This window comes from Enterococcus eurekensis, assembly GCF_042654605.1.
In the GTDB taxonomy this organism is placed as follows: Bacteria; Bacillota; Bacilli; order Lactobacillales; family Enterococcaceae; genus Enterococcus_I; species Enterococcus_I eurekensis.
This window is the reverse complement of record NZ_JBHSGT010000056.1, coordinates 1-12,715: the sequence shown is the minus strand read 5'-3', so window position 1 is coordinate 12,715 and position 12,715 is coordinate 1. Positions and strand designations below refer to the sequence as shown.

At 32.1% G+C, this 12,715-nt stretch carries 10 protein-coding genes; all 10 read right to left on the bottom strand.

Going from position 1 to position 12,715, the window contains the following annotated elements:
- Positions 1-41: 41 nt before the first annotated feature.
- The 10 genes from mltG to ACFO3L_RS09010 all read right to left on the bottom strand — a co-directional run bounded on the left by mltG (position 42) and on the right by ACFO3L_RS09010 (position 12,407).
- Entirely contained in the window at positions 42-1,319 is a 1,278-nt protein-coding gene (gene mltG, locus ACFO3L_RS09055; RefSeq protein WP_379966296.1) for an endolytic transglycosylase MltG, read from the bottom strand.
- A gap of 86 nt (positions 1,320-1,405) precedes the next feature.
- Positions 1,406-3,709 carry a CDP-glycerol glycerophosphotransferase family protein gene (locus ACFO3L_RS09050; protein ID WP_379966293.1) on the bottom strand — a complete coding sequence of 768 codons (2,304 nt, stop codon included), beginning with the start codon at positions 3,707-3,709 and terminating at the stop codon, positions 1,406-1,408.
- Positions 3,710-3,791: 82 nt separating this feature from the next.
- On the bottom strand, positions 3,792-7,130 hold the full coding sequence (locus ACFO3L_RS09045; RefSeq protein WP_379966290.1) for a CDP-glycerol glycerophosphotransferase family protein: 3,339 nt from the start codon (positions 7,128-7,130) through the stop codon (positions 3,792-3,794).
- Positions 7,131-7,168: 38 nt separating this feature from the next.
- On the bottom strand, positions 7,169-8,725 hold the full coding sequence (locus tag ACFO3L_RS09040) for a DUF2142 domain-containing protein (RefSeq protein ID WP_379966287.1): 1,557 nt from the start codon (positions 8,723-8,725) through the stop codon (positions 7,169-7,171).
- A gap of 10 nt (positions 8,726-8,735) precedes the next feature.
- Positions 8,736-9,077, bottom strand: a complete 342-nt coding sequence (locus ACFO3L_RS09035) for an EamA family transporter (RefSeq protein ID WP_379966284.1) — start codon at positions 9,075-9,077, stop codon at positions 8,736-8,738.
- Positions 9,078-9,089: 12 nt separating this feature from the next.
- Complete coding sequence (locus tag ACFO3L_RS09030; protein ID WP_379966281.1) at positions 9,090-9,446, bottom strand: DUF2304 domain-containing protein; 357 nt, start codon at positions 9,444-9,446, stop codon at positions 9,090-9,092.
- Positions 9,446-10,162, bottom strand: coding sequence for a glycosyltransferase family 2 protein (locus ACFO3L_RS09025; protein ID WP_379966278.1), 717 nt, complete (start codon positions 10,160-10,162; stop codon positions 9,446-9,448). The genes ACFO3L_RS09030 and ACFO3L_RS09025 overlap by 1 nt, the downstream gene beginning before the upstream one ends.
- A 14-nt stretch (positions 10,163-10,176) precedes the next feature.
- Positions 10,177-10,920, bottom strand: a complete 744-nt coding sequence (locus ACFO3L_RS09020) for a WecB/TagA/CpsF family glycosyltransferase (protein WP_379966275.1) — start codon at positions 10,918-10,920, stop codon at positions 10,177-10,179.
- Positions 10,910-12,082 carry a CDP-glycerol glycerophosphotransferase family protein gene (locus ACFO3L_RS09015; protein ID WP_379966272.1) on the bottom strand — a complete coding sequence of 391 codons (1,173 nt, stop codon included), beginning with the start codon at positions 12,080-12,082 and terminating at the stop codon, positions 10,910-10,912. The genes ACFO3L_RS09020 and ACFO3L_RS09015 overlap by 11 nt, the downstream gene beginning before the upstream one ends.
- Before the next feature lie 103 nt (positions 12,083-12,185).
- Positions 12,186-12,407, bottom strand: a complete 222-nt coding sequence (locus ACFO3L_RS09010; protein ID WP_379966269.1) for a transcription antitermination protein — start codon at positions 12,405-12,407, stop codon at positions 12,186-12,188.
- Between the last annotated feature and the right edge of the window lie 308 nt (positions 12,408-12,715).

The following is a 12,715-nucleotide window of genomic DNA, read 5'->3' as shown; positions in this document are numbered from 1 at the left end:
ATTACCATTCTTTTATTTAAATGTAAACTACTTTCTTGAATTTACTTATTTACGTATTGCTCGACTAGACGGTTATGTTCATCCAATGTCTCTGCAAAATAAACTTTTCCAGTTGCTAAATCGGCAACAAAGTAATAGTAAGTATTTTTCTCCGGATTTAAAACGGCTTGAATCGCATTTTCACCTGGATTATTGAAAGCACCTGGACCAAAGCCAGTATGTTTATATAAGTTATATGGCGAGTCCACTTCTAGATCTGCATAGGTTACCAATTCTTTATGAACACCTAATGCATATAGTATGGCTATATCTGATTGTAAAGGCATGTCTATCGCTAGACGATTGAAGAAAACTTGCGCAATCATGCGACGGTCTTTATCTTCGACACCTTCTTTTTCAACTAAGGAAGCTAAAGTTAACACTTCATGAACATTCCATTCACTTTCTTCAATTTCCTCGTAGTATCCAGTTAAGACTTCGTTGGTTTTACCAATCATCTGCGTGACAAAGTCCTCAAGTGCCATTCCTTCAAAGAAATCATAAGTAGCCGGGAATAAATAGCCTTCTAATCGATAACGAACACCCTTCGATTCGGAAGCGTCTGTTAATAATTCTGGATACTTTTGAAGTAGTTTATCAAAATAAATTTCATCCTTCATCAAAGCAATAAAGTCTTCTTTTTTGAATGAGGTTTCCTTTTCTAAAATGTCACCAATTTGGCTAATGTCGTATCCTTCAGGGATTGTTAAACGCGCATCTGCTTGATCGGCTGCTAAGCCACCTTCTTTTAACTGTTGGCTAATTTCATCCAATGTCATACTCGGTGAAAATTGATAACGTCCAGCTTGAAACCCACTATAGTTGTTAAATTTGGTGAAAAAATTGAAAATTGTACCATCTTTAATCACTTTATGTTCTTCTAGAATATTCCCAATCATTTTATTAGATGAGCCAATTGGCACTTCCACAAAAATAACTTCTTTGTCACTCTTATCTAGTGGCGCTAAACTATCCGTCACATAACGATAAAAAGAAAAACCGGAAATCCCTATGATAACTAACAGCGTCAGAACAACAATTGTCGCAATTCGATTAACAATTTTATCTTCTTTTTGGCGTCTTTTTTTTGGCGAATCCGGCAATGTCTTTATTGGCTTTGTTTGCCCTTTTTTCTTTTCCTGCTTCACTCGTGAACCGATACTTCTCTCATTGCTATCTGAATTTTTAGTTTCTTTTTTTGATTGCTCATTTTTAGACGTCTCTAAGGAATCCATCACTTTATCTTTCACTGACTTTTCCTCATTTTGGTTGTTAGACAAAACAACTCCTCCTTACTTTCGAGATACTAACTTGTATCATTATACACGAAAGCGAAGAGGAGTGAAACAATCGAATAAAAAAACTCTTATTTTTCGAAAAAGCTTTCCCAAATATTTAGAGAATTCATTCTTTGTTGTTCAAAATCAAAAAAACTTTTTGGTCGTTTACCATCTATGAATGATTTTAGCCCCGTGTAAATTCCCTCAGTGGAATTATTTACTACAATTGCTAGCTCTTCATCACCCAGAACTTCTAACGTCTCAGGAATTCGAGTCATAATCACTGGTGTATTTACAGCTAATGATTCAAAAACAACCATACCTAAACCTTCGTAGCGACTACTAAAAACAAACGCATCTGCCTTATTTACAAGACAATATGGATTCTCAAACTTCTCTAACAAAAAGATTTGTTCTTTTAAATGACTTTCTTTAATTTGTTGATTGATCATTTCTCTTTCAGGTCCATAAGAACAAATTAATACTAGTCTTGTAAAAGGATTATCCAATTTTTCAAACGCCTTAACTAATCGATCATACCCTTTTTGTTTGGAAAATCGACCAACACTGATGAACACTGTTATTTCTTCATCATCAAAAGCTTTTTGCAAGTTCGAAGGTACGTTACTAATAGCATCCGTCAGTGCCATTTCCCTGATTTTTTCTTCATTGAATAAAACATTCATTACAGCTGTGTCTGAGTCAGGGACAACTTCTTGCACCTTTTTTTCAATTGAGTTCGTCACACAGACAACTTTATCTGCCTTTTGATATGCTTCATAAATTATTCTAGGTTTTAATTGACGATTCACTTGAAACTCTTGTTTCATATCCGTATGTACAAAAATAAAAGTCTTTATTCCCAATGGCTTCAACGCCCAAGTCCAAACACAATAAGAACGATCATAGCCTGGATAATGGACAAAGTGACTAATTGGAACATTGAGATAGTTCCGTTGGAAATCTCTTTGATACATTTTTTCCATTTTTTTCGTTTTTAAAGGGATACCCGCCATGTACATTGCTGTTGGAATCGTCTCAGACATCGTGCTTTGTACTTTGTTTGTCTGAATAAAAGTGTAAACCCCTTCTGGTAGGTTTTTAACTTTATATTCTAAGTCTTGTGGTATCATTCCCTCTTGCCAAGTCAAAATATAATTACGTTTCGTAAGATCCACTTGATCAAAAAGATTAAGCAATGATGCAGTAATGCCGTTATCTGCTAATTGATAGGCATAGATTAAAATGTTTTCTTTTTCATTCCAATTTGGAATCACTTGTATACTTTGATTTTCAATATTTTTTAACAAGTAATCTAAGACAATTTTTGTTCCGTTTATCGAATCAAACTCAACAAAAGACTCTAGCAAGTTTTGGTCAATATTCTGACGTTTACTATGTAAACAATTTAATACTTCCCTCACTGTTTGACATTGTGGAAACGCTAAATCATCCATATCAAAATAAATACCACGCTCACGTAGATAATCGGCTTTATCATAAGTAAAGAGGACGATTGGACGTCTCGTTAAATAAAAATCAAACATAATTGATGAGTAATCAGTAATCAACTGCTCCACTGTTTGTAAGAAGAGATAAACATCTTCATTTTTAGGAAATAATTTAATATGCTTATAGTCTTCTTCTTTAAAATTCAATAAAGCTTCTTCATAAGGATGGAGTTTTATATACAATTCCTCTGTATCTTTTAGCCCCACATCAAGTTCTTTTAAAAACTCGTAAAAGTTTTTTCGGATTTGAACCTTCGCTACATCCGTTCCACGCCATGTAGGCATGTAAAGATAGCGACCTCGTATCACTTTATTAACAAATAAAGCACTATTTCGAGGCGACGGTCCTATAACAAACTGATTATCAACGATTGACTCTATCCCAAAATCTTTAACTAGTCGCTCCCTCGTAAACTCATTACTGACAAACACTTGGTCTGCTGCAGCTAAATTACGTTGAACATTTCCGTAACCTTGAATTTGAGTTGACTTCCCTAATTGCTTTAAGGGCGTTCCATGCCAAAAAATATAATATTTTTGTTCAGATCTCTTATGAAAAAAAGACCAAAACGAGGTATCATTAATTAATATTTCGCAGGTAGCTAAGAGTTTAAGATAATCTTTACTCATGTGTAATACTGTATTTTTTTTGAAGTCTTCTGGAATAAAAGCACTTTTGTTAACAGCTATAAAAACTTGATAGTTCGGGTATGAAGTAAGCAATTCTTTAACCAGCGCGTAAATATGTCCTGAGATTTCTCTCCCATGTACTGCCTCTAATAAAATAGTCCTTCGATTTATTTTTATATTTCGATATTTCAAATAATGCCACTCATTGGGAGTGGAAAGATTCCGTTTTATTTTATTCAGTGTTGACATTATATCCTCTCCTATTTGATTCAAAATATTATTAAAAAAGGAAACGAAAATACATAGTTTTCATTTCCTTTTTTATATACTATTAGTTGATTTCTTTATAAAAACTATTTATCGCATCCTGATTATATTCTCTATAATCGAAAACTTCAAAAGGTTTATCATTTTTTATAATTCGAACCAAACCATTATAGACAGCCTCTATAGATGTCCCTTCTGTCAGTAATCCATAGGTTTCAGCTATCCCTACCACATTAATATTTGCTGGAATATTAGAAGCTAATATTTTCATTCCCAATGTCAGCGCCTCTAACAGAACCATCGGCTGCCCTTCATATAGCGAGGGTAGCACGAAACAATCTGTTTGTTTCATAAAATTATACGGTGCTGGAATATGACCTAACAAAAAGACCGATTCAGTCATTTCCAGTTCAATTATATGTGCTCTTAAAGTATCTTCCAACGGACCTTTACCTAATATGTATAAACGACTATCAGGATACTCCTCATGAAACCTCTTAAATGCTGATATTAAAACTTGTTGATTTTTTTCTGGAGATAACCTTCCCATATTAACAAAGTTAAAGTATTTCTTATCAAACACAGGTATTGGTTGATTATCCGTATCCACTTCAGGAAAATTATTTTGCTGTGTACCCAAGATACTATTTATTTCAGTATTAGTTATTGGGGAAACATATTCAATATTTTTTTCATTTACATGTCCTACAAATCTACTTTCCTGTCCTGGTAAGCTCAATCGACAAAAACGTTTATTATCAAATTCCGTGATTTCCTTGATTTCAAAAATTTGATCTTTATATTCAAAAGGTAATGATAACTCGACTCCCCCAGTTACTCCTTCAGGTTCGGAGTATAAAGCTACTGAATCAAAGTCTTTCAGTTTTCCGTATTTAAAAACCCACTCTATCTGCTCCGGATAAGTAACTGGATTTTCACTCTCCATAATCTTCATTTTTTGATAAAAGTAGAGATTGACAGGTGAATACTTACTAATCTTATGTACCCTTTGAACCGCACTAGATTTTACCCATCCTAATTTTTCTCCCTTATACTTCACGTAATAGTATCGACCATCCGAGGTATCTGCAACTTTTTTAATCTGTACATATCTATTTTTAAATGGTTTCACGTACGTTATCACTTGATCTTTAGTTGTATTTGTTTTAATTTTTTTCCAAATAGGTGAATTTAAAAATCTAGAAACAGTCCCATATCCATTAAAATTCTGCACAGAATAAGTAATTACTTCTCTAAAATCAAAATGCGACTCCTCTGCCCAGCCTATATATGTTCCTTCTATAGATACTTTAACAAAGATTTTTGAATTAAATTCATAAGAAGCAAACCCAATAGCATCACTATTCTTTTGGACTTTATATTTAAAATTATTACCCTGTCTGATATCTTCGATGTTTTTATAAAAGTAAATATCTCCTTCTTCTAGTGTTCTTAATAACCTCCTAGCAACTTTCAAATGATGCTCATCTTTTTTTTCTTTTGTAGGATTTAAGATATTATCAATATTGATAGTGTTATATACGAATGACATTTGATCGTCTCTAACATAGCGAGATAATTTGCTTGCATTGACTTCTTGCGTCATTGGTGACACACTTAATAATCGATCGAACTGATAATAAATAGAAAATAAACCGTTTAAGTCTTTAAACATCGGTCTTTCCCCATCGATTTCACGCATTGAATCTGCCAATAAATCATTATGCATAAATACTAGATGTTTTTTAGCATCTACTCCTAATATATGCCTTCCCCAAAAATAACTATAACCACTGAAATCAATTGCTACATCAAATTTTAATGCGGCTGTTAAGCGACGTGCTTCTCTTTGATAACCTTTTAAGGGATATTTATTTCTGTCCTCTACAGATACGCCTCTGTCGGCAAATCTTTTGTTAAGAAGTTTTTCCTTACGAGTCAAGATATCAATTCCGAACCTAAATAGAGGTCGAACGTTAGAATTCATTAATTTAAAATTATTATTAATTTCTAAATCATTGCTCGGATTTAAAAGTACTGTAACATCATAATTATCGTAATCTATGTTATCTATAAGATTCAAGAAACTTGAGGTGATTCCATTATTTCTCATCCCACCAGGAAAAAATAAAATCTTTTTCTTTTGTGTATCTATCATATAACGTTTAATATTATTATCAGGTTGTTTATTACCAAAAATGTACTCTACATAACCTTTCGTAGTCTCTCCTGTTTCATGGGGTGTCATTTTCGCTTTAAGTTTTCCGTACTTCTCTTTGTAATCAAGTGTATTAATATTGGATATCATACTAATGAGTTCCTCTAAATTTTCGGCAATAGGTCCTGGAAGCTGATTTTCAGATAAATACAGACCACGTTCCTCTTCATATAGATCCTTATCCCAAGCATAAAATATGATTGGTTTATCTGTAACTAAAAAATCAAAAAATATACTCGAGTAATCCGTAATCAATATATCTGTGACAGATAGAACCTCGTTTGCATCTATCATATCAGAAACTAGATACTCTATAACGCGCGGCTCGTCTTTAATTATCGGAAAAATAAACGGATGTACCTTTAACAATATTTGATATTCATTTTTGAATCTGTTAATTAACGTACGCGTTTCTAAAATAATTTGTTCAATATCATCATTCACATCATGCACCGATGCACCCTTCCATGTAGGGGAATAAAGAATAATAGGTTTGTTTTTATCAATTCGACACCCATTTTTTTCAATTTTATTATATACATTTTCTTCATAAGCTCTCAAGGTCAAATCAACCCTAGGGTATCCACCCTCTAAAATTTCTCCTTGGTATAGACCTTTTAACTTATAACTATTAATAAAGATATTAGATGTATGTTCATTAGGTGAAAGAATGTAATCTGTCATCAAAAAATTACGTAAAACATTTTGCGAATGCGAGATATCACCTGGTATATCAAATCCCATTAGTTTTAAGGGAGTTCCATGCCACGTATTAATATAGACTTGGCCTGGTCGTTTTACAAAAAAAGATTCAAAAGTAGAGTTTGATATCAGATACTTTGCTTCTAGTAGCGCATCGACATATTCTAATGTTTGTCTATAGACAAAGGTTACTTTTTCTTTCAACTCCTCTGGTATGCTCTCCTCAAGTCCTTCATTTTTCTTATGAATTACCCAAACATGTTTGAAATGAGTAAATTCAGATGAAGTTGCTAAATAAAGAAACATCGCATAGGGCGAATCGACAATTGATTTTCCATCTCTTGTTTCATAAAGAATCGTATTTTCTTGAATCGCTTTTGTTTCGTATCCCTTTGCATAATGTAGTCGCATTTTATTATTCATATTTGGAAACAATACATTCTTAGAAGATACAAATTTCTTCACTATTTTTTTCATAAACATTTATATAAAAATCCCTTCCTTGATAAACCTATAACAAATTAATAGTATGCCCCAATTCTCATCGTAGCCATCCATGTTAAAAATAAAATTGATAATACTAAGATAATTTTTTTGAAGGCTTGCCGATTAATTATTTCAAAACTATCCTTAATAAATATCTTGTCCGATATATTTGTTAAAAATGGTAGTAATACCAATATTCCATAAAAGTATCTCCCTTGAACTCCTTTAATAACGTTTTCACCCACACCAGTGAATGTAAGATATAAAATAATATTAGTAACTATTATAATCGCTAACATTACCCCTGCAAGCGCAAATTTAAACCAAGCGTTCACTTTATTTTTCAATTGCATAGGATACATCAACAGCATCGCTCCTATTACAGGAAGGCTTAAAATATAGGCATATTCTGAATAATGGTAAGACCACCCAAAAGTAAAATATTGCTTTAATTTTAGCGGGGTACTTAATACACCATTTGCTAATGCGGTGATAAACGCACGTGGATTCTCAATAATATAATTTAATTGTTCTGTTTGATTTACTGATTTTGGAAGATCTGTAGCTTCCATTGTCGAGTAGTATTTTAACCATATAAGAGAAACTATCAACACACTTAATATAGCTAAAAAATTAGAATAATATACCTTCTTGTCACTGTATCGATCTCGTGGTATGAAAATCATTAACCCGATTAACGCAATTGATGGTAGCTTAGTAAATGCCATTAGTCCACAGAAAATAGTCATTTGAATGACATCTTTATAACTAATTTTCTTTTCACTATCAAATATACTAATAAATTTTGCCAAAATAAGCAATGATAACCCATAAAAAAAAGCATCCTGATTAAATGAGGCAGATATGTAGACTGGAAAATGCTGAATCGCAAAAAAACCAACCAACAGATTGAATCTACCAGCTAATCGTATTGCAAAAAAAGCCATTAGCGCATACATCAATAGATTAAAAAAACGACCCAGATAGAACATTACGCCTAAGTTACCACCAGAGATAATCTCTCCAATTTTCAAACCTAAAGCACTAGGAATATACACTAAAGTCCCATACGTTCTTGTTGCTTTGATTTTTGTTTCTACTTGTTTTTCTTTAATATGTGTTTTTGAAAATAAATCACTATGAAAAAAATTTTTCTTAGGGTTTAATCGATTGATACCATTGTAACCCGTCATTTCAACCAAATATTGATAATCCTTGGAAAATGCAAGTTCTTTAGGATCATTTTTCAAAAATAAATTTCCTTCCGAAACATGTTGTGCTCTTCCATAATGTGCAGGTTCATCTAGAGAATCAAACACTGGAGAAAAAATAACAAAAAATGTTCCAAAAGTCATTATTATTACAAAGCATGCCGTGGCTACTTTACTATGAATAAATAAAATCGATATTCCACTTATTACAAAAATTAAAATAATAAACCTCCAATAAAAAGATGCTCCTTCTGTAGAAACGCCTCCTCCTATTATGGACACCACTAACGCAGAAAAAATAAACCACCTTTTTTCCCATATTGATGCGAAAAAAGTACTTATATGTTGCTGAAATACCAATCTGTTAAAGTCATTCGACATGTTATCACCTCTACTTTATATTAATTACAATAACACCTAGAATAATAATAGCCGCACCTATAATTGTAGTTATAGAAATTTCTTCTTTTAAAATAAAGTAAGAACTAAACAAAACTGCTAAATTTGTGAGTGCTACTCCTAATGGAACTATAAAACTAATATCCGATTTAGATATTATATACATCCATAAAACAAAACTAATTAAGTAACATGTCAATCCTAGCAAACTTATTAAAGGTAATTGCATTGAAAAAATAGACTTTTGAAGCCCTAACGTCAGGCTATTCGCCCCGATTTTAAATAAAACTAGCCCCGATGTAGATAAAATAACGTACAAAATAAAAAGTATCATAAAAAATCCCCCTTAAGTTTCCTTCTCCGAATTCATATCTTTAATTTCTTTTTTTACTAACGAAACTTCTTGAATTAACGAAGTGATTTGCTTTTTGTTTCTTGAAAGTTCTTTTGCTTGAAGAAAAGAATGAACAATTAAAAATAAAACAGCACCAACCAATAAAAAATTAGAAAGTAGTTCAAACCCTAGAGACTTCGCTATCCACGTAGAAAATTCTGCTGAAATGGAAATAAACAGCATAATAAAACCTACAAAAATCCATAATTTAGCATATTCTAACGTAATTTCATTTTTATTAATATCTCGTAAAATCATGTATAAAAAAAGGATCGAAATTACTACCATAATCACAGATAAACTATTCATTAGTCTTCCTCCTTCAGTAATAATAAGATTAGAATTGCAGAACAAACATCAATCATGTACCTAACGGATTTAAATGGTGTGATTGATGAGGTTCCTCCTTGACGCTCAAACATGTTAACGGGACATTCTTTAATTGTATATCCTTTTTTTAGAAGGTAGACTATCGATTCTGGCTCTGGGTATTTTGTGGGATAGCGTTTAGCAAATTCTTTGATAACTTTTTTGTTCCCTGCCCTATAACCAGATGTAGTATCTCTGATTCTTTTCCCAGATACAGCCTTTATAAAGAAGCTCAAAATATTTATTCCAACACGTCTCATTAATGTCGTTTGAAATTCAGATTTTTTTTCTTCTAAAAACCTGGATCCTACTGCTAAGTCTGCTTTTTTTGTAATCAAAGAGCTAATTAGATTTTCTAGGGAATTAATATCGTGTTGACCATCTCCATCAAATTGAACAGCAATATCATATTCGTTTTCCAAAGCAAATTTATAGCCAGTCTGAACAGCAACTCCAATTCCTGAATTTATTAAAAGAGTCACATAATTTATCTTATTTTGCTTTAAAATGTCTTCCGTACTATCTATTGATCCATCATTTATAACCAAATAATCCAATTGATGTGGAAAAGTCTCCCTTATCTTTTCTATTGAACTAATTGTAGATAAAATACTTTCTTCTTCATTATACGCAGGGATAATCAATAAAATTTTCATCTGCATCTCCTTATTTATAAAAGATTATTTGCTTCAAATATTTTCCACCATACGCTCTTCATTAAAAAAACAGGTAGTTGAAAAATCCGGCCTATCCTTTTAGGGTTACTTAAAGAACGGTATAACCATTCCATGTGATAGTCGAGAAAAAATTTGGGGGCGCGTTTGACAGTTCCACTGAGTACATCGAAACTACCGCCAACATCTTGAAAAATTTTCACATCTAGTTTAGATACATTACGATTCAACCATAACTCTTGACGCGGAAATCCCATAGCAACAAAAAGAAAATCGGGACTCGTCCGATTAATTTGTTCTACAACTTCCTCTTCCGTCATAGTAGTATAACCATCTATTCCACCCGCTATTACCAAGTTAGGATATTTTAATTCAATATTCTTTAAAGCAGCACCCAGAATCTCAGGTTTTGCTCCATAAAAAAAAGCACTTCTTTTATTATTATTACCATTTTCAAGTAACTTAATCATCAAGTCAAATCCTGTAACACGTTCTTTGATTTTTCCACCAGTCAATTTAGAAGCTAACACGATTCCTATACCATCTGGAATCCGATGTGTGCTCTTTTCTAAAAAATTTACCGCTTCAGGATATTTTTTAGATTCTACGATAATTTGTGGATTAACACTAGCGATGGTCATCTTTTTTGTTCCAGCGAGTAGGTGATTATTCACATCTTCAAGGACACTCTCATAAGTTATATGATCTACTGGTATTCCCATTATTAATTCATGATTCATTTTTATTCCTTACCCATTCTATTATTTTTTTTCGAGACGTTCCATTAGCAAATTGATTCCAATCGGCATTGAATTTATCAAAGGACGTTTCCTTTTCAGCATTGATTGCTTCTAGAAGGCATTTCTCATCAAAAACAATATCACCTGGGGCCCATTCTTTAAAATCTTTCTCAATTCCGACCATGCGGTCATATTCTAAAAAATCATAACAATAAAAAATAACCCTACCATTAGTATTCGCTAGTGAGTATTCAAATGGTATTGAAGAGTAATCGGTGATTAAACAGTCCACAGAAGGTAAAATCTCTGTTAACGACAATCCCTTAAAATCCAAAAACATCTTATCTTCATGATTCAAGGAACGATATTTCCCCTCTTCATGCGGATGAGGTTTTACAAGTATTATCCAATCCTCTTGTAGGTCGTCTACAATTTTATTAAATTTATTCGTTATTTTAGAATTTTCTTCACGATAAGTCGGTGCGTACAGTAAAACTTTTTTAGATGTAGGAAAATTCTGCTTAAATAAATTTTTCTTTTCGTGAATCCAGTCGGGATCAAAATAATTATCAGTCATAGGATAACCAAAGGGTAACGTATTAATTGTCACTTGGTAGTTTCGTGTAAAAATTTCGCTCATTTTATCCGAACTCACAATATAATGAGTAAATTTCTCATACACTCTCTTATAACGATTTTGATCTGTTTTCGAACGATTTTGTGTATATCTAGCTTCTAATCCAAAATATTTAATTGCACCATTTGCGTGCCATATTTGAACAATTTCTCTATCATTTGATGAATGAATACTGCCTAAAAATGCAAAATAATTGTCACAAAGTACCACTTTAGCAGTAGTAACGAGTGGGACTACTCGATGAATTAATGTTTTAAAAGAATCAATATGGTAAATTATACACCCCTTTTTTTTATATTCATATGCTAATCCAGATGCCTCTGATGTGTAACAAATGATTAAGTTTTTACCCCATTCATTGTAAATTGCTTCAATAACAATTCCGCTCGTTGCTGGGAAACTTAATAAAAAAATTACTTTTTCATGTTTTTTAAACGTTATATCTGAACGTATTTTAACAATGAAAAGATACAAACTTTTTAATAGATTCGATATCATGGAAAGCATTTCCCCCTCCTCTATCATTTTCCATTAATTATTATAGCATAACTCCACCTTAGATTTACAAAAAAACCATTAAATCTCAGCTCTGATTCTAGAGTCTTAAGACTTAATGGTTTCTACTGGATTAACTGAAAAAATAATCATCTTCTAATTGTCGTTTAATATCGAAGCGATCGACTTTAATAAGGGAATTCATCTTAAACATTTCGCTATCCACTAAAGATAGATGCTCAATTTCTACTAAGATATTTTCTTTAGTTACATCGGTAATTTTACCAACAAACGATCGATGAAAATCTTTTGTCTGAACTTCATAACTTTTACCAACCAACAAATCTTGTACCATATTATCTGCCCCCTAGTGTTTTTTACTAATAATGGTACTTTCAGTTATAACATGTATGCCAAACAAATACAAGGTGAAATATCAAGAAATTTTTGTAAATAAACAAATTTTCCGCATAGGAAATAGGATTGTATTTCTGCTAACGACTAAGGATACAAAACCTTAAATTTTTCTGTTTCCAATCAATCTTTTTTGGGTGTGAAATTAATTTCCTTTAAAAACTTACCAAATATACTAATACCCTGAATAATTCATAGCTTTAATTCTTTGGCACATTTTATTGAAATATGTATCACTAATATCCCTAT

Excerpts from the sequence above, each read along its gene's own strand:
- ACFO3L_RS09050 (WP_379966293.1), bottom strand. The coding sequence starts at position 3,709 with ATGTCAACACTGAATAAAATAAAACGGAATCTTTCCACTCCCAATGAG.
- ACFO3L_RS09045 (WP_379966290.1), bottom strand. The coding sequence starts at position 7,130 with ATGTTTATGAAAAAAATAGTGAAGAAATTTGTATCTTCTAAGAATGTA.
- ACFO3L_RS09040 (WP_379966287.1), bottom strand. The coding sequence starts at position 8,725 with ATGTCGAATGACTTTAACAGATTGGTATTTCAGCAACATATAAGTACT.
- ACFO3L_RS09035 (WP_379966284.1), bottom strand. The coding sequence starts at position 9,077 with ATGATACTTTTTATTTTGTACGTTATTTTATCTACATCGGGGCTAGTT.
- ACFO3L_RS09030 (WP_379966281.1), bottom strand. The coding sequence starts at position 9,446 with ATGAATAGTTTATCTGTGATTATGGTAGTAATTTCGATCCTTTTTTTA.
- ACFO3L_RS09025 (WP_379966278.1), bottom strand. The coding sequence starts at position 10,162 with ATGAAAATTTTATTGATTATCCCTGCGTATAATGAAGAAGAAAGTATT.
- ACFO3L_RS09020 (WP_379966275.1), bottom strand. The coding sequence starts at position 10,920 with ATGAATCATGAATTAATAATGGGAATACCAGTAGATCATATAACTTAT.
- ACFO3L_RS09015 (WP_379966272.1), bottom strand. The coding sequence starts at position 12,082 with ATGATAGAGGAGGGGGAAATGCTTTCCATGATATCGAATCTATTAAAA.
- ACFO3L_RS09010 (WP_379966269.1), bottom strand. The coding sequence starts at position 12,407 with ATGGTACAAGATTTGTTGGTTGGTAAAAGTTATGAAGTTCAGACAAAA.